This window comes from Labrys okinawensis (assembly GCF_047345005.1).
GTDB classification, from domain to species: domain Bacteria; phylum Pseudomonadota; class Alphaproteobacteria; order Rhizobiales; family Labraceae; genus Labrys; species Labrys okinawensis.
In genome coordinates this window covers 4,683,196-4,699,297 of record NZ_CP178864.1, presented here as the reverse complement: position 1 = coordinate 4,699,297, position 16,102 = coordinate 4,683,196, and the positions used below count along the sequence as shown (strand labels likewise).

Here is a 16,102-nt window from a genome sequence, read left to right as displayed (position 1 = left end):
GAAACGCCCGTCGTGGCAGGTTTGCAGAGTAGGGCCTTCCGGTCCGGCGAAGTCGATTCCCCCTATGCCTGGCTGCGGCTGGTTCTCACCGTCATCCTCGGCACGGTCGCCTGCGTGGGCAACTGGTCCGTGGTGGTGGCACTGCCTGCCATCCAGGTCGAGTTCGATACGCTGCGGGGCGGGGCCTCGGTGCCCTATACCTGCGCCATGCTGGGCTTCTCATTCGGCGGGGTCGTCATGGGGCGGCTCGCGGACCGCTTCACCATCGTGATGCCGGTGCTGATTGGGGCGCTGATGCTGTGCACCGGCTTTGTCGCGGCCTCCTACACAGCCTCGATCTGGCAATTCGCGCTGGTCTACGCCTTCATCGGCGTCGGCTCGGCGGCCGGCTTCGCGCCGCTGATCTCCGATCTCTCGCACTGGTTCAGGAAGCGCCGCGCGCTCGCCGTGGCCTTCGCCGCCTCCGGCAGCTATCTCGCCGGCACCGTCTGGCCGCTGGTGATCGAGCATTTCCAGACGACGCAGGGCTGGCGCGCCACGCATGTCGGCATAGGCCTGTTCGCGCCGCTGGTGATGGTGCCGATCGCCTTTGCGCTCCGGCGGCGCCCCGCCACGACGGAGATCGCGGCTGTGGAAGCGGCGACCGAGGCGGCGCGTCAGGAACTCGGATTGAAGCCCAACGTCTTGCAGGCGGTGCTGGTCGTTGCCGGCTTTGCCTGCTGCATGGCGATGTCGATGCCGCAGGTCCATATCGTCGCCTATTGCGGGGATCTGGGCTATGGCGTCGCCGTCGGCACGCAGATCCTCTCCCTCATGCTCGGCCTCGGGGTGGTCAGCCGCCTTGCCTCCGGCGTGGTGGCCGACCGCATCGGCGCCGGCCCGATGCTGATCCTCGGGTCATCGATGCAGGCGGCGGCGCTGCTGCTCTACCTCTTCTTCAACTCACGCTCCTCGCTCTATGTTATCTCAGGGCTTTTCGGCCTTTTCCAGGGCGGCATCGTGCCGATGTATGCGGTGATCATCCGCCAATTCCTGCCACCGCGCGAGGCAGGCACGCGCATCGGCCTGGTGCTGATGGCGACCGTGCTGGGCATGGCATGTGGCGGCCTGCTGTCGGGCATGATCTACGACGCCTCCGGCTCCTATCGCCTCGCCTTCCTCCACGGCTTCCTGTGGAACTGCGTGAACCTGGCTCTGGTCAGCTGGCTCATCCTGTGGCCGAGGCTGAAGCAGCGCCAGAGGGCGGCGCTGGCGGCATAGAGCCAGCGATTGGGGGGGCGGGTCTTCAGACCCCGCTCTGAGCCACGTCTGCCACATGAGGGCCGGGTCTGAAGACCCGCCCCCGATGCACCTCCTTTCGAGGACATCACATTTGGAAGTCCGCTGGCCTGTTCGATCCTTTTCGCGTATAGCACCCCTATGGTGAGAAGCCCGGCCCAAGCGATGCTGCAACAACGCTGCCTTCCCTCGGCGGCGGTTTTCGCGCGCGTCTGGCTTTCCGGGTCCTGGTGAACGCAGGGCCTCCCGCCATTCCGCACCCAACCCCGCCCGCACCTCGGCGGGGTTTTTCATGTCCGGACTCCCCGCTGCCTTCACTGAACAGGAGAGTCCCGTGATCGATCTTAGTCTCTATGCCGGCTTCCTCGGCGCCGTTCTCGTTCTGATGCTGATCCCAGGGCCTAATATCGGCCTGATCGTCGCCAACAGCATCGCCCATGGGCCCCGCTATGGCCTGCTCACCGTGGCCGGCACCAGTTCCGCCATGGTGCTGCAGCTGGCCCTCACCGCCCTCGGCATGTCCGAACTGCTCGGTGCGTTCGGCGCCTGGTTCGAGGTGCTTCGCTGGATCGGCGTCGCCTATCTCGTCTGGCTCGGCGTCGCGCAGTGGCGCGCCCCGGCGGTCGATCTTTCGAAGCACCGGCCGGAAGCGAAATCGCCGCGCCGCATCTTCATGCGGGCGCTGCTGGTCTCGCTCACCAATCCCAAGACGCTGCTGTTCTACGGCGCCTTCTTCCCCCAGTTCGTCAGCATGAAGGGCCATGTCGGCCTGCAGATCACCATCCTGTCCTTGGGCTTCCTGGCAATGGCCGTGCTGGTCGACAGTGGCTGGGCCTTCCTGGCCGGCCGTGCTCGCGGCCTGCTGGCCTCGCGCGGGCGCTTGCGCAACCGCCTGTCGGGCGGCCTGTTGCTGGGGGCAGGGGCCGCGCTTGCCATGGTGCGGATGAAATAGCGCTGGGAGCGCTGATGGCCTCGTCCGCTCTTCCGCCATCGTAAAGCACAACGTTTCCAAGAGTGGACGAGGACGTCCGCGCTCCCAGCGGAAGGCAGTTGCCCGTCCTCCGCCTTTGTCGTCAGTCGAGGATCCGGGTGATGATGCCGGAGCCTACGGTCTTGTTGCCCTCACGGATGGCGAAGCGGGCGTCCTGCTCGATCGCGATGGCATCGTTCGCCCTCCTCGCCTCGCTCAGGAGCGGCTCGGCCGGGGATGGCAGACCCACTTATTTGCAGACGGTTTCTTTATTCCGCGAACCTGGGCAGTCATGCACGTTTTGCGTGTAGTTAGTTGTCGGATTTGGAAAGTAATTATCTTGGCTTCCGACGGCTATCATACTTGGCCAAGCTCTCTTTCAGGCGCAACAAAACGCTTGAAAAGAAATGCGCTTGCCCCGAACAATCCCGTTGGGGAAACGCTGTCAGGTAGAGCAAATGACACCAATACTTTTATTATCGGCGGCCGTGGCCGCGGTCGTCGCAATGGTGATTCTGATCGCCTATTTCCAGGTTAATCCTTTCATCTCGATTTTCAGTCTTTCGGTGATCCTGGCTCTCGTTTCCGGCATGGCGCCTGGCGACGTGGTGAAGTCTTTCGAGACAGGTGTCGGCAATACGCTCGGGCACATCGCAATCGTCATCGCACTGGGTACCATGCTGGGGGCGATGCTGGCCGAGTCAGGGGGAGCCGAGCAGATCGCGGTCACGCTCATCCGCATTTTCGGCGCCAGGAACACGCATTGGGCGATGATGTTCATCGGCTTCATCGTCGGCCTGCCCGTCTTCTTCGAGGTGGGCTTCGTCCTGCTCATCCCGATCGCCTTCAATGTCGCCCGTCGTACGGGCACGTCGATGCTGATGGTGGGCTTACCGATGGTGGCGGGCCTTTCTGTCGTGCACGGCCTGATTCCGCCCCATCCGGCGGCGCTTCTGGCCGTTCAGGCCTATCAGGCCGATATCGGCAAGACCATCCTGTTCGGCATCATCATCGGATTGCCCGTCGCTGCCCTGGCGGGCCCGATCTTCGCGCGTTTCATTTCCAGCCGAATCGAGATCGACGAAAACAATCCCATCGCGGAGGCCCTGGTCAAGAAGAGCGATCCATCCCGGCAATTGCCCAGCTTCAGCGTGACCATGCTGACCATCCTGCTGCCGGTCATCCTCATGCTGGTGGGGAGCTGGGCCGATCTGCTCATTCCAGGCAAGAATGTCGGCAATGCCACTCTCCATTTCCTCGGCAACACTGACATCGCCCTGCTGCTCGGCGTGCTCCTGAGCTTTATCACCCTGGGCACCATGCGCGGATTTACGTCCGACATGATCCTGCATTTCACCACGGACTGCCTGGCACCTACGGCCGCGATTACGTTGCTGGTCGGCGCCGGTGGTGGATTTGGCCGCATCCTGATTGACAGTGGCATCTCAAAAGTGATCGTCGACATGGCTTTGGGCGCCCATGTCTCGGTGCTCTTGCTGGCATGGTTGCTGGCCGCGATGATCCGCATCGCTACCGGGTCGGCCACGGTGGCGATGGCTACCGCCGCCAACATCGTCGCGCCCTTGGCGGCGCAGGCGCCCGGCACTCACCCCGAACTGCTGGTCCTGGCCACCGGAGCCGGCGCTCTCATCCTGTCTCACGTCAATGACGGCGGCTTCTGGCTGGTGAAGCAATACTTCAATATGACGGTGCCCCAGACGTTCCGTACCTGGACGATCGTCGAGACCATCATTTCGATCGCCGCGCTGATCCTTGTCCAAGGTGCAGCCTTGGTCCTCGGGTGAAGGACCGGTCATGACCTTTTGACGCGCCGGGTTGGCCCCGGCGTGGTTCGCCCTTGATCGCAGGCAACGAAATTCGGGGAACGGTTGACGAGAAGGGCCGTCACCCTGCCTCTCCCGAAGTCTACTCGTCGCGTTCCCGCTTATTGCCGGGCTTGCCCTTCCGGTGCGGCTTCGGCTCGCGCCTTGCCTCATCCCCGCCGCGGTCGCGATAGGGCTGTATGCGGATGTTTTCCTCGTCCGGCTTGCGGACATTGGCGGCGAAGTGGTCGGCGGCGTCCCTGGCGATCTCCACCACCGTCTCATTGTCGAGGATCTTGATGTTGCCGATGTCGCGGCGCTTCACGCCACCGCGGCGGCAGAGCATGGGCAGCAGCCATTTCGGATCGGCATTGTTGCGCCGGCCGATCGACAGACGGAACAATATCGCATCCGGATTGGCCGGAGCCTCCTCGCGTTCGAAGCGGCGCGGGCGCTCGGCGCGTTCCGGCCTGTCGTCGCGATCGAAGCGGCGAGGCCTGTCGTCCCGCTCGAAGCGGGCAGGGCGTTCATCGCGGCCGTAGCGGTCGTCGCGTTCGAAGCGCGAGGGCTTGCGGTCCCGGCGCTCGGGGCGTTCGCCAGGGTCGCTGACTTCCTCCGGCTCCGGCAGGCGCGAACGGTAGACACGGGCGAGCGCCGCGGCGATATCCTCGGCGCTGCGGTTCTCCAGGAGAAGCTTGGCGATGGCGAGATCCTCCTCGCCTGGCGCCTCCGTCAAGAGCGGGTCCTGCAGCATGCGCTCGCGGTCGAGGCCCCGGATCTCGTCAGCCGTCGGCGGTCCCATCCACTGCACCTTGACGCCGGCCTGGCTCAACATGATCTCGGCCTTGCGGCGGCGCGAGATCGGCACCAGCAGGGCGCTGATGCCCTTGCGCCCGGCGCGTCCCGTGCGGCCGGAGCGGTGCTGCATCTTCTCGGCGTCATGCGGCAGATCGGCATGGATGACGAGGGCGAGATTGGGCAGGTCGATACCCCGCGCGGCCACATCGGTGGCGATGCAGACCTGGGCGTGGCCGTCGCGCAGGGCCTGCAGAGCGTGGTTGCGCTCGTTCTGGCCGAGCTCGCCCGAAAGCAGCACGGCCGAAAAGCCGCGTTCGCGCAAGGTGGCGTGCAGATGGCGCACGGACTCGCGGGTATTGCAGAACACGATCGCCGTGGGGGGAGCCACCTGGCGCAGCAGGTTGACGACGGCGTGCTCGGTTTCCTTGGGCAGGATGCGAATGGCGCGATATTCGATATCGGCATGGCCGCGCTCGGCCGCCTTCACCTCGATGCGCAGCGCATCCTTCTGGTAGTCGCGGGCGATGGCGACGATGCCCTTGGGCATGGTCGCCGAGAAGAGCAAAGTACGCCTTTCTTCCGGCGTTGCCTTCAGGATGAATTCGAGATCCTCACGGAAGCCGAGGTCGAGCATCTCGTCGGCTTCGTCCAGCACCACGGCGCGCAGGGAGCCAAGATCGAGGCCGTGGCGCTCGATATGGTCGCGCAGGCGCCCCGGCGTGCCCACCACGATATGGGCGCCGTCCGCCAGCAGGCGGCGCTCGCGGCGCGGATCCATGCCGCCGACGCAGGAGACGATGCGCCCGCCGGCCGGCTTGTAGAGCCAGGCGAGTTCGCGCTCGACCTGGATGGCGAGTTCACGCGTGGGCGCGATGATGAGGGCGAGAGGCGCGGCCGCTTTCTCGAAGCGCTCGGCCTCGCCGAGGAGGTCGTCGGCGATGGCAAGGCCATAGGCCACCGTCTTGCCCGAACCGGTCTGGGCGGAGACGAGAAGGTCGCGGTCCCCGGCATCGTCGGCCAGGACAGCGGATTGAACCGGCGTCAATTCATCATAGCTGCGTTCGGCCAGGGCCTGGCGCAGCGCCGGGTTCAGGGAAGGAAGGGTCACGGGAAAGCCTGTCAGAGGGGCGAATGAAACGCCAAAGCGAGCCGCTGCGGGCAGGGCTCGGGCGAGAAATCAGCAAAAATCACGAGTTGCGCTGGCCTTACAGCAAAATCCAGGCAATTGCGAGCCTGAATACGGGAGGCTGCCGTGCGTCGGCGGCATGGGGAGCCGGCGGTCCCAGGGTAGGCCTTGCCAACCGCCCTGCCGTTCATGCAAAGCATGCGGCGGGGGAAGCGTTGGATGGCGAGCCGATGAACGAGTCTGCGACGACGCGCGAACCCTTTGCGCGCTATTACGTGCGCTATCTGGTCACCCGCAAGGGTTACAAGCTCGGCGTGGTCCAGGCGGCGCAGGACCTCTTGCAGCATAGCGACTATGTGCTGACCAAAACCAGCGGCAACGTCATCTCCACCATCGTCATCGTCAATGGCGAGGGCGAACCCGGCAAGACCTTCACCATGCCGCCAGAGGACCTCGCCCGTGTTGCGCGGGCGACGGTCGAGGCCCAACGAACGCCGATCTTGCTGCGGATCGCCATCCTGGAAATCGGCCCTGAGGAGATCGACAGGGCCGCCAAGTCGCGCCTCACCGCCTATAAAGGCCGGGGCAAGGGCTACCGGACCGCGGCGGTAGGCGTGGATACGCAGGCGCAGAGGGCCTGGCCGCTCCCTCCCTTCGGCCGCCGTTTCAGCCTGGCCGGACAGATCGAGAGGCTGATGAAAGCGCCGCGGCTCCCGGCCGCCGACCTTTCGGGTCCGGAGATCGCCATAACACTCGGTCGTCCGATCTTCACCTTCGTGCTGATGGCTTTGCTCGCGGGTATCTTCGTCTGCGAGCAGGTCTTCGGCATCGGCAAGGCTGGAAATATGGCGGGGCCGACCCTGGCCACCCTGCAGGCCCTGGGCGGTCTCAGCTACCCGCTGGTGACGGAAGCCGGCCAATGGTGGCGTATCTTCACCGCGCCGCTGCTGCATGCCGATCTCACCCATATCGGTTTCAACTGCTTCGCACTATTCCTGATCGGGCGCCTGCTCGAACCCTTGATCGGCTGGCGCTGGACGGCGGCGACCTTTGCTGTCAGCGCGATCTGTGGTTCGCTGATGTCGCTCGCCGTCAATCCCGTCAATATCATCGGCATTGGTGCCTCGGGCGGGATTGTCGGCCTTTTCGCCGCGGCGCTCACGGTCTCCATGCGCATTCCCGCCGGTGTCATGCGGGCGCGGCTGGTCACGCAGGCCCTTTATGGCCTGGTGCCGGCTCTGCTGCCTTTCCTCAACCTCGCCGTGAGTGGCGGCAAGGTCGACTACGGCGCCCATTTCGGCGGTGCCATCGGCGGCGTCACCATGGGTTTCATTCTGTTGGGCCTTTGGCCGGCACGGTTGGCGCGCCCGCGATTCGCCAATCTGGGAGCGCTCATTGCCATCCTGTTCTTCGCGACGGCGGCTAGCGCACTGGTTCCGATTCAGGAACAGTATCGGAGGCAGCGATTGCTGGCGCCGGACCTGACCTCTGCGTCGGTCGAGCAGGATGCCGAGGTGACCAGGCTTCTCAAGGACTATCCGCGTGATCCGCGCCTGCTCTCCGTCCAAGCCCAGAACCTGCTCCGGCAGAACGACCTCGCGGGCGCGGAGTCCGACCTGCGGGCGGCACTAGGCGAGCGCGATCTTCTCCAGGATGCCAGCGTGCCCCCGGATCTCGAGAACAGGATCCGTGCCATCCTGGCGGCCATCGTACGACAGGACGGCGAGAGGGAGGAGGCACGGACGATCGTGGCGCCAGCCTGTTCAGCCGAGAAAAGCGGACCGCTTGCCGACTATCTGAAGAAATATTCCCTCTGCGAATGACCGCAGCCCGCTCGATGGATCGGGCCTGAGATCTACAGGACTGTGCTCGCATCTGCGAATTCCAGACACTGGGAACGTCCCGTTATCAAGGTGGTTCTGGCCACGATTGCCATCACTTTACTTCCTAAACGATGCCAAATCAGCCATTTCCAGTCCATTTGCCTCAATTTTGTGCAACGCACCAATAATTCTTGACAACACAATCCGGAACATGTCTGCTGCGATCATGGCTAGACCCAGGGAATTTGATCGCGACGAAGCGCTCAAGCACGCCATTTCGGTGTTTTGGGCCAAGGGCTTCGAGGCTGCCTCGACCGAGGATCTCCTCACGGCGATGAAGATCGGCCGCCAGAGCCTCTACGACACGTTCGGCGACAAGAGGCGGCTCTATCTGGAAGCGCTCGGCCGCTACCAGAGCGTCAGTGTCGGCAACCAGATCGCCCTATTGGAATCGGAAAATTCGCCGCTCGCCGGCATCCGAAGGATGCTGATGGCGATGGCCAATGCGGACCCCGGCTTCCGGGCGCTGGGCTGCATGGGGGTGGGAGCGATTTCTGAATTCGGCCAGGCCGATGCCGAGATCAGCGCCATGGGCCGGCAGAGCGGCGAAGTCCTGCATGCTGCCCTGGAGAAGGCACTGCGGAAGGCCAGGGCCGACCGGGAGGTTGCCGCCGACATCGATATTTCCGGAGCGGCCAATTTCGTCCAGTCCACCATGCTTGGCCTCAAGGTCAGCGCCAAGGCCGGGCTCGACACGGCTGGGTTGCGGCAGATCGTGGACTTTGCCATGGAAGCTCTGAAGCGGCGGTAATTCCTTGCAAGGGGTTGCCGTTTTGCTATGTTCAATTATGGACTATTTAGTCAAATATGAGGAAAATCATGCCTGAAAACAAAATCTTGGCCGACAAGGTCGCGCTGGTGATCGGGGGCTCGCGCGGCATCGGCGCCGCGATCGTGAGGCGTATGGCTGCCGATGGAGCGGCGGTTGCCTTCACCTTCGCCTCTTCGCCGCTGAAGGCCGAACAGGTGGTCGCCGAGGTCGAGAGGGGGCAGGGCCGCGCCCTGGCCATCCGGGCCGACAGCGCCGATCCCAAGGCGGTGCAGGCTGCCGTAACGCAGACGGTCGAGGCCCATGGACGGCTCGACGTGCTCGTCTGCAATTCGGGCATACTCACGCGGGGCACCATCGATGCCTATCCGCTCGAGGACTTCGACCGCATGGTGGCGGTGAATGTTCGCTCCGTCTTCGCCGCGGCGCAGGCCGCCTCCCACCACATGCGGCAGGGCGCCCGCATCATCGTGATCGGCAGCGTCGTCGCCAACCGAACAGCCTTTCCTGGCGCCAGCGTCTATTCGATGACCAAGGGTGCCGTGGCCTCGCTAGTGCGCGGAATGGCGATCGACCTCGCCCCGCGCGGCATCACGGTCAACACTATCCAGCCCGGCCCGACGGCGACCGACATGAACCCTGCCGATGGCCCGCATGTCGAAACGCTGAAGGCCCTCCTGCCAGTCGGGCGGCTTGGGGAAAGCGGCGAAGTCGCCGGCTTCGTCTCCTATCTGGCCGGACCGGAGGCGGGATTTATCACCGGCGCCAGTTTGAATATCGATGGGGGTTATACTTTGTAGCGCGACCTTCCCGGGATCGCAGGGATGCCTGTGATCCCAGGGACGTTCACGCGTACAACCCGCTCAAGCCCTCGACAAAGCCCAGCATTGCCACGCCCACCAGCAGCAGTCCGGCGGTGCGCCCGGTCCAGATGGTGAGCGCCGGGCTGGCGGTGATGGCGTCGCGCCCGCGTGCCGCCATGAGGGCGAGCGAGCCGTAGACGGCCAGTTGCACCAGCACCGTCAGCACGCCCATCACGAGCGCCTGCGGCCAGAGCGGGCCGAAGGCCGGCTTGAGGAATTGCGGATAGACCGCCAGCACGAAGAGCCAGGCCTTGGGATTGAGGATGCAGGTGAGGAGCCCCTGGCCGAAGATGGTGCCGAGAGATGCCGTCCGGCCGCCGTCCACCCTGTCGACGGTGACCGAACTGCGCACGAGCTTCAGCCCGATCCAGATCATATAGGCCGAGCCGAGCAGGATCATACTGGTGTAGAGGGTGGGCACCAGGCGGTTAAGCACCACAACTGCCATCATGCCGAACAATGTGTGGCAGGCGCCTCCCACCATGATGCCGAATGTGGCGGCGAGGCCGGCACGCCGGCCGCCGGTCAACGCATTGGCGAGGACGAAGATCATGTCCATGCCCGGCACGGCTACGATGCCGGCGAGCAGGATGAAGAAGACCCAGAGGTTTTCGCTGTAGCTCATGTCAGTTGGCTCGCACCTTGCGAGAGGCGTCCGACTAGGAATTCTCGCTTTTTCAAAGGATTGGAGCAGGCTATAGAGAAGGCCAACTGACAGGGTTGTGTCAGTTGTGAGAGGGCCTATGCGCAAGGCATCGCGGTTGTTCGAGATCATCCAGATCCTGCGCCTCGCCAGAAGGCCGGTGACGGCAGCCGCCATCGCCGAGGAACTGGAGGTGACGGTGCGCTCGATCTACCGGGACATCGGCGCGCTGCAGGCGATGCGCGTGCCGATCGAGGGCGAGCGCGGCATCGGCTATATCCTGCGTCCCGGCTTCGACCTGCCGCCGCTGATGTTTTCGATCGAGGAGATCGAGGCCGTGGTGCTCGGCCTCGCCTTGATCGAGCGCACGGGGGATGGCGAACTCATGGAAGCCTCCAGGCGCGCCGGCGCCAAGGTGGCGGCGGCCGTGCCTGCACCCCTGCGCCAGGCGCTCTCCTCGCGCACGCTTCACGCCTGGGGCAGCGCGGTGCCGACGCCGCAAGGGGTCGACCTCGCCCTCGTGCGCAGGACGATCCGCGACGAGGAAAAGCTGCTCATCGATTATCGCGACGAGCAGGGACGCGAGAGCCGGCGCACCATCCGGCCGTTGGCACTGATCTATTACTCGGAGGCCTTCGTAATCGTGGCCTGGTGCGAATTGCGTGAGGCCCTTCGCAACTTCCGGGCCGACCGGGTGCAAAGCTGCGGGCCGACTGGCGTCCATTTCCGCAACGAGGGCGACCGGTTGCGCGAGCAGTGGATCGCGGGCTGGGAGAGCAACTAGGGGCGGGGTGGCAAGCTCCTCAGTTCGGACGAGGACACATCTGAAGCGGCACAACCCGCACCGACACGTTCTCGGCCGCGACCAGTTCATCGTCGAGCGCCTTGATCGTCATCTTGCCCACGATATTGTCCGCCGACTGCTGATACGCGCGATTGATGATGCCGCGCGCCGTCTTGAATTTCAGGACCGCCGCCGCGGTCGATGGTCCGTAGCGACCCGCCCGCAATTCCGCCGCATCGATGTCGAGGCCGTCGAGGAAGATGACGGCCGACTGAACCTTGGCGACATGCTCGCCCTGCGCACCGATGGTGAGATGAGCGGAGTCGTCGACGAGGCAGGCCTCCAGCTTGGGATCTCCGGCAAACGTGCGAGAAGTAAGCGCCATCTTGTGTCTCCCGCCCTGTTCCGGGCTCTAGATGGTGATCACCAGTTCCTGCGTGATGCCACGCAAGTTGAGCTGCATCAGCTCGATCTGCACCCTGTTCATCCGCAGTGATCGCATGAAGGTGAACGGGAACATCAGCGTGCGCAGGAAGAATGGAAACGCATCCGGATCCGGTTCCCGCTTCTGGCGTTCGGATTCGGGGATATCCGCCCTGGTCACCACTTCTGGGAGATGATGCAGGCCGAGAAAGTGACCCATCTCATGCGCCGTCGTGGAAGTGAGGTTGGGCAGTTCGTCGAAAGCGATCGAACTGATGAGGAGCAGGCTGATCCGGCTGTCGTCGCTCGCCCGCCTAAGCTCCTGGTAGCGTCCGACGAGGCCGGTGTCCTGGCCCTGCACGGTCATCGGCACTGGCAGCACGATAATCACCGCGTCCACGGACTGCAGGACGCCCGGGTGAGCTTCCTCAAATTTTTCGATCAGATGGCGGTTGGCCTCGGGCGTAAGGACCTCGAAACCTCCCCGCATGGGAACGTCGAGGGTCACCCTGCGGATATCCGCTCCTGTCTTGGCGGCATCGATGTTCTCGACCGTCAGCGCCGCCTGCGACTCGAAAGCGTCATTGATCTCCCTGAACATGGACGTGAAATCGATACGGCGGTTGGAGTCCTGGTTGATGCGGTCGAAGACGTAGCAGGTCGCAAATTGCTTGTGCTTGCGCGGGTGCACGGCGATCTCCAGCGTGTATTTGGCGCCGGGCATGATCTCCGCATCGTCTCGCTGGTCGCGGCCCTTCAGGAACGTCCTGCCAGCGGCAAGGCCATGCAGGGAAAACGTCACGAAGGAGTTGGCAGGAAGCGCCATGCGCGTGACCAGCGTTCCAGGGCCGGGAAAGGGCACCGGGCTGATATTCGGCACGGTCTGGCGGACAATCTTGAAGTCCGACATCTTGCAGATCCCCGGGTTGCTGATCTCGATCAACGACTTGAAGTCGAAGGTGCGCACCCCCATCGGCCGCTCGCGGTTCAACTCGATGAATTGGTAGGGGACATCAGGGTCGAACCCATCCGTCGGCAGCCGTGGTCCCAGAATGCTTTTCGCGATGTTGGACATGAGACTTCCTGGCCGTTGTTGTTTGAGACCCTGACCGATCGAGCAAAGCAGTGCCTCCGCAGGATAACCCCGACGCCTCTGAGGTCAGATATACTCGCATAGGAAGCAGATGGCAGCTTATAGACGGTATACGCGCGAGTAAACCGTCCCGAACAATACTGTTTCGCCTGTCTACGGCAGACGCGCGATATGCGGTTTGATGCCCCGGGTGACGCGCTCGCGGCTCAATGCAGGGCCGCAGGTTTCGGGTTGCCTGACTCGCCATGCTATGGTCGGCTCACGCTCAGTGAAAAGGTTGGAGACTTTGCATGACAGGCCAAATCCGCGTCGGTATCGGCGGCTGGACCTTCGAACCCTGGCGCGGCACCTTCTATCCGGGGGATCTTGCCCAGAAGCGCGAACTCGAACATGCCAGCCGACAGGTCACCGCGATCGAGATCAACGGCACCTATTACGGCTCGCAGAAGCCGGAAAGTTTCGCAAAATGGCATGACGAGACGCCCGATGATTTCGTCTTCTCGATGAAGGCCACGCGCTTTGCCACCAACAAGAAGGTGTTGTCGGAGGCGGGCGAGTCCGTCGAGCGCTTCATCAAGAGCGGCATCACCGAGCTCAAGAGGAAGCTCGGCCCGATCAACTGGCAGTTCATGCCGACCAAAAAATTCGATCCGGCCGATTTCGAGGGCTTCCTCAAGCTGCTGCCCAAGAGCCATGACGGCCATGCCCTGCGCCATGTCGTGGAGGTCCGGCACGACAGTTTCAGGGTGCCGGAATTCATCGACCTCGTGCGCAGCTATGGCGTGGCCGTCGTCTATACCGACAAGCCGGATTTCCCGTCTATCCCGGATGTCACGGCACCCTTTATCTACGCTCGTCTACAGAATGCCTCGGAGGAGGAGGAAACCGGCTATTCCGCCGAAGCGATCGCCAAATGGGCGGAGCGCGCCAAGCTCTGGGCCAAGGGCGGCGAGCCCGACGATCTCGGGCGTGTGGGGAGCCCCGCCAAGGCAGCGGATGGGCGCGACGTCTTCATTTTCATGATCAACGGCTTCAAGCCCAAGGCGCCGACGGCGGCGAAGACGCTGATCGGTAAACTCGGCTGAGCTATGCAGGATCTCTTCGGCCATGCCGGTATCGTCAAGCCTGCCCGGCAGACGATCGCCGAGGGCGCCATGCTGCTGCGTGGCCGGGCCCTGGCGACGGAAGCCGGTCTACTCGCCGCGCTCGACGCCGTGGCATTAGCCGCCCCCTTCCGGCACATGGTGACGCCGGGCGGCTTCACCATGTCGGTGGCGATGACCAATTGCGGCGCGGCTGGCTGGGTTACCGACCGACGCGGCTATCGCTATCAAAGCGAGGATCCGCTGAGTGGCAAGCCTTGGCCCGCCATGCCTGAAATCTTCTTCCGTCTCGCTACTGAGGCGGCTGCAGAAGCCGGATTTCCCGGCTTTGCGCCCGATGCCTGCCTGATCAATCGCTACGAGCCTGGCGCGAAGATGTCGCTGCACCAGGACAAGGACGAGAAGGATTTCGGCCAGCCCATCGTCTCGGTGTCGCTCGGCCTGCCGGCGACGTTCCAGTTCGGCGGCCTCTCGCGCGGCGACAAGACGATGAAGGTCGCGCTGGAGCATGGCGATGTCGTGGCCTGGGGCGGCGCGGCAAGGCTGGCCTATCATGGGGTGCTGCCATTGAAGGATGGGGAACATCCGCTATTGGGGCGGAAACGGATCAACCTGACGTTCCGGCGGGTGTAGCGGGTTTTCCCGGGTGCGCGGTCGTCCCGTCCGCTCTTGGAAGTGCCACGTATATTGCAGACGAAGATGCGGACGGGACGTCCGCGCACCCGGGAAGGGCTTTCAAGCTTAACCCCTCGCCGCGAACTCCTTCGTCACCCAGTCGATGAAGACCCTGACGCGCGGCGAAAGCTGGCGGCTGTGGGGGTAGAGCAGGGATACCGGTGTCGGCGTCGGTGGGTAATCCTTCAGGACCTCCACCAGAGTGCCCGCCTCGAAATAGGGACCGAGGCGATAGCGTGGCACCTGGATCAGGCCGAGGCCGGCGAGCGCGGCGCCGAACAGCGTCTCGGCGCCGGCCACTGTGACAGGCGTCGGCAAGGTAATGTTCCTGATCGCACCATCCACCTGCAATTCGAGCGGAATGACGCTGCCCGTCGCCGAGGAGACGAAGCCGATCATGCGATGGCCTACGAGATCGTCCGGTGTCTTCGGCGTGCCGAAGCGGGCGAGATAGGCCGGACTCGCGCAAGTTACCTCCGGCAGCATCGCGACCCGGCGGGCGACCATCGATGAGTCGTGGAGATCACCGACCCTGAGCACGCAGTCGATACCCTCGCGCACCAGATCGACGAAGCGGTCGCCCTCGCTGATATGGAGCTGCAGGTCGGGATAGCGTGCCAGGAAGTCCGGCAGGCCCGGCAGTACGAAGAAACGTGCCAGCGTGCCGTGGACATCGATCCGCAGCAGGCCCCGTGGTTTGGCGTCCGAGAAGGCGGCCTCGGCATCCTCGATATCGGCGAGGATCGCGGTGCAGCGCCGGTAATAGGCTTCCCCGTCCAGTGTCGGGCTGACATGGCGCGTGGTGCGCTGGAGCAGGCGCACGCCGAGCCGCGCCTCGATCTGCTGTACCGCCTCCGTCACCGTCGAGCGCGGCAGGCCGAGATCCTGCGCGGCCAAGGTAAAGCTGCGGCGCTCGACGATGCGCGTGAACACCCGGAGGGCCTCGAAGCGATCCATTATTCCCATTTTTCGAATAGTGATGCCGGATAATGGATGATTATCCGCTCCAGGGAAAGAGAGATAGTCCATTCCATCGAGCACGGCTTGAAACAAGGAGAACGGACATGAACACGACTTCGAACAAGGTAGCTATCGTTACCGGTGCTTCCCGCGGCATCGGCGCGGCTGTTGCCGAGCGGCTCGCCAAGGATGGTTTCACGGTCGTCATCAACTATGCCGGGAGCGCCGACCTCGCTGAGGCGCTGGTGCGCAAGATCGAGGGCGCCGGCGGCCGGGCGCTCGCTGCGCAGGCCGATGTCAGCGATCCAGCCGCGGTAAGGCATATGTTCGATGCGGCCGAGGCGGCTTTCGGCGGTGTCGACGTGCTCGTCAACAATGCCGGCGTGATGACGCTGTCGCCCATTGGCGAGACCGACGACACCACCTTCGACCGCCAGGTCGCCATCAACCTCAAGGGCAGCTTCAACACCCTGCGGGAGGCGGCCAAGCGCCTGCGTCCGGGCGGCCGCATCATCAATTTCTCTTCCAGCGTGGTCGGCCTTCTGCAGCCGGGTTATGGCGTCTATGCCGCCACCAAGGCGGCTGTCGAAGCCATCACTTCCGTGCTCGCCAAGGAACTGCGCGGCCGTACCATCACGGTGAACTCGGTCGCCCCCGGCCCGACGGCCACCGATCTCTTCCTCAATGGCAAGTCGCCCGAGCTCGTCGACCGCCTCGCCAAGCTGGCACCGCTGGAGCGCCTCGGACAGCCGGAGGACATCGCCGCTTCCGTCGCCTTCCTCGCCGGCCCGGACGGGGCCTGGATCAACGGCCAGACCCTGCGCGCCAACGGCGGGATCATTTGATTGGGAGCGCGGACATCCTGTCCATCGGCGCTACCTTTGCGAGGAGAAGCGCACCAAACGCGGAGT

The 16,102-nt window shown here is 64.1% G+C and carries 16 protein-coding genes; 10 read left to right on the top strand and 6 right to left on the bottom strand.

The window, feature by feature from the left end; all coding sequences use genetic code 11:
* The first annotated feature begins 12 nt into the window (after positions 1-12).
* Both ACMDCR_RS21975 and ACMDCR_RS21970 read left to right on the top strand, forming a co-directional pair.
* Positions 13-1,260 carry an MFS transporter gene (locus ACMDCR_RS21975; protein WP_413988665.1) on the top strand — a complete coding sequence of 416 codons (1,248 nt, stop codon included), beginning with the start codon at positions 13-15 and terminating at the stop codon, positions 1,258-1,260.
* Between the two features lie 352 nt (positions 1,261-1,612).
* A complete protein-coding gene (locus tag ACMDCR_RS21970) occupies positions 1,613-2,230 on the top strand; it encodes a LysE family translocator (RefSeq protein ID WP_413988664.1) in 618 nt (205 codons plus the stop codon).
* Positions 2,231-2,351: 121 nt separating this feature from the next.
* Here the strand turns inward: ACMDCR_RS21970 and ACMDCR_RS21965 are convergent, their stop codons facing one another.
* A complete protein-coding gene (locus tag ACMDCR_RS21965) occupies positions 2,352-2,498 on the bottom strand; it encodes a hypothetical protein (RefSeq protein ID WP_413988663.1) in 147 nt (48 codons plus the stop codon).
* 256 nt (positions 2,499-2,754) lie between these two features.
* Here ACMDCR_RS21965 and ACMDCR_RS21960 point away from each other — a divergent pair, with 256 nt between their 5' ends.
* On the top strand, positions 2,755-4,053 hold the full coding sequence (locus tag ACMDCR_RS21960) for a gluconate:H+ symporter (RefSeq protein WP_413988662.1): 1,299 nt from the start codon (positions 2,755-2,757) through the stop codon (positions 4,051-4,053).
* Positions 4,054-4,174: 121 nt separating this feature from the next.
* On the opposite strand, the gene ACMDCR_RS21955 is transcribed toward ACMDCR_RS21960, so the two are convergent.
* The gene (locus tag ACMDCR_RS21955) at positions 4,175-5,977 is read right to left on the bottom strand and encodes a DEAD/DEAH box helicase (RefSeq protein WP_413988661.1); all 1,803 of its coding nucleotides are present in this window, start codon (positions 5,975-5,977) and stop codon (positions 4,175-4,177) included.
* Between the two features lie 248 nt (positions 5,978-6,225).
* On the opposite strand from ACMDCR_RS21955, the gene ACMDCR_RS21950 reads away from it, so the two are divergent.
* The 3 genes from ACMDCR_RS21950 to ACMDCR_RS21940 all read left to right on the top strand — a co-directional run bounded on the left by ACMDCR_RS21950 (position 6,226) and on the right by ACMDCR_RS21940 (position 9,447).
* The gene (locus ACMDCR_RS21950; protein ID WP_413988660.1) at positions 6,226-7,818 is read left to right on the top strand and encodes a rhomboid family intramembrane serine protease; all 1,593 of its coding nucleotides are present in this window, start codon (positions 6,226-6,228) and stop codon (positions 7,816-7,818) included.
* A gap of 211 nt (positions 7,819-8,029) precedes the next feature.
* Complete coding sequence (locus ACMDCR_RS21945; RefSeq protein WP_413988659.1) at positions 8,030-8,629, top strand: TetR/AcrR family transcriptional regulator; 600 nt, start codon at positions 8,030-8,032, stop codon at positions 8,627-8,629.
* A gap of 68 nt (positions 8,630-8,697) precedes the next feature.
* The gene (locus ACMDCR_RS21940; RefSeq protein WP_413988658.1) at positions 8,698-9,447 is read left to right on the top strand and encodes a 3-oxoacyl-ACP reductase family protein; all 750 of its coding nucleotides are present in this window, start codon (positions 8,698-8,700) and stop codon (positions 9,445-9,447) included.
* Positions 9,448-9,493: 46 nt separating this feature from the next.
* Here ACMDCR_RS21940 and ACMDCR_RS21935 read toward each other — a convergent pair whose 3' ends face one another.
* Positions 9,494-10,135 carry a LysE family translocator gene (locus ACMDCR_RS21935; RefSeq protein ID WP_413988657.1) on the bottom strand — a complete coding sequence of 214 codons (642 nt, stop codon included), beginning with the start codon at positions 10,133-10,135 and terminating at the stop codon, positions 9,494-9,496.
* Positions 10,136-10,253: 118 nt separating this feature from the next.
* Between ACMDCR_RS21935 and ACMDCR_RS21930 the strand changes: the two genes are divergently transcribed.
* Entirely contained in the window at positions 10,254-10,937 is a 684-nt protein-coding gene (locus ACMDCR_RS21930; RefSeq protein WP_413988656.1) for a helix-turn-helix transcriptional regulator, read from the top strand.
* Between the two features lie 19 nt (positions 10,938-10,956).
* On the opposite strand, the gene ACMDCR_RS21925 is transcribed toward ACMDCR_RS21930, so the two are convergent.
* Positions 10,957-11,322, bottom strand: a complete 366-nt coding sequence (locus tag ACMDCR_RS21925) for a peptidoglycan-binding domain-containing protein (protein WP_413988655.1) — start codon at positions 11,320-11,322, stop codon at positions 10,957-10,959.
* Positions 11,323-11,349: 27 nt separating this feature from the next.
* Positions 11,350-12,435 carry a hypothetical protein gene (locus ACMDCR_RS21920; RefSeq protein WP_413988654.1) on the bottom strand — a complete coding sequence of 362 codons (1,086 nt, stop codon included), beginning with the start codon at positions 12,433-12,435 and terminating at the stop codon, positions 11,350-11,352.
* Between the two features lie 308 nt (positions 12,436-12,743).
* Here ACMDCR_RS21920 and ACMDCR_RS21915 point away from each other — a divergent pair, with 308 nt between their 5' ends.
* Both ACMDCR_RS21915 and alkB read left to right on the top strand, forming a co-directional pair.
* A complete protein-coding gene (locus tag ACMDCR_RS21915; RefSeq protein ID WP_413988653.1) occupies positions 12,744-13,538 on the top strand; it encodes a DUF72 domain-containing protein in 795 nt (264 codons plus the stop codon).
* A 3-nt stretch (positions 13,539-13,541) separates the two neighbouring features.
* Positions 13,542-14,189 (top strand): DNA oxidative demethylase AlkB, encoded by a 648-nt coding sequence (gene alkB / locus ACMDCR_RS21910; RefSeq protein WP_413988652.1) that lies wholly within the window; start codon positions 13,542-13,544, stop codon positions 14,187-14,189.
* Positions 14,190-14,297: 108 nt separating this feature from the next.
* Here the strand turns inward: alkB and ACMDCR_RS21905 are convergent, their stop codons facing one another.
* Positions 14,298-15,188, bottom strand: coding sequence for a LysR family transcriptional regulator (locus ACMDCR_RS21905; protein ID WP_413988651.1), 891 nt, complete (start codon positions 15,186-15,188; stop codon positions 14,298-14,300).
* Between the two features lie 107 nt (positions 15,189-15,295).
* Here ACMDCR_RS21905 and ACMDCR_RS21900 point away from each other — a divergent pair, with 107 nt between their 5' ends.
* Positions 15,296-16,036, top strand: coding sequence for an SDR family oxidoreductase (locus ACMDCR_RS21900; protein ID WP_413988650.1), 741 nt, complete (start codon positions 15,296-15,298; stop codon positions 16,034-16,036).
* The last annotated feature ends 66 nt before the right edge of the window (positions 16,037-16,102 follow it).

What these genes read in the sequence shown, in the direction of transcription:
- ACMDCR_RS21925 (WP_413988655.1), bottom strand. Translation starts at nt 11,322, where the DNA reads ATGGCGCTTACTTCTCGCACGTTTGCCGGAGATCCCAAGCTGGAGGCC.
- ACMDCR_RS21900 (WP_413988650.1), top strand. Translation starts at nt 15,296, where the DNA reads ATGAACACGACTTCGAACAAGGTAGCTATCGTTACCGGTGCTTCCCGC.
- ACMDCR_RS21920 (WP_413988654.1), bottom strand. Translation starts at nt 12,435, where the DNA reads ATGTCCAACATCGCGAAAAGCATTCTGGGACCACGGCTGCCGACGGAT.
- ACMDCR_RS21960 (WP_413988662.1), top strand. Translation starts at nt 2,755, where the DNA reads ATGGTGATTCTGATCGCCTATTTCCAGGTTAATCCTTTCATCTCGATT.
- ACMDCR_RS21905 (WP_413988651.1), bottom strand. Translation starts at nt 15,188, where the DNA reads ATGGATCGCTTCGAGGCCCTCCGGGTGTTCACGCGCATCGTCGAGCGC.
- ACMDCR_RS21935 (WP_413988657.1), bottom strand. Translation starts at nt 10,135, where the DNA reads ATGAGCTACAGCGAAAACCTCTGGGTCTTCTTCATCCTGCTCGCCGGC.
- ACMDCR_RS21930 (WP_413988656.1), top strand. Translation starts at nt 10,254, where the DNA reads ATGCGCAAGGCATCGCGGTTGTTCGAGATCATCCAGATCCTGCGCCTC.
- ACMDCR_RS21950 (WP_413988660.1), top strand. Translation starts at nt 6,226, where the DNA reads ATGAACGAGTCTGCGACGACGCGCGAACCCTTTGCGCGCTATTACGTG.
- ACMDCR_RS21915 (WP_413988653.1), top strand. Translation starts at nt 12,744, where the DNA reads ATGACAGGCCAAATCCGCGTCGGTATCGGCGGCTGGACCTTCGAACCC.
- ACMDCR_RS21940 (WP_413988658.1), top strand. Translation starts at nt 8,698, where the DNA reads ATGCCTGAAAACAAAATCTTGGCCGACAAGGTCGCGCTGGTGATCGGG.
- alkB (WP_413988652.1), top strand. Translation starts at nt 13,542, where the DNA reads ATGCAGGATCTCTTCGGCCATGCCGGTATCGTCAAGCCTGCCCGGCAG.
- ACMDCR_RS21945 (WP_413988659.1), top strand. Translation starts at nt 8,030, where the DNA reads ATGTCTGCTGCGATCATGGCTAGACCCAGGGAATTTGATCGCGACGAA.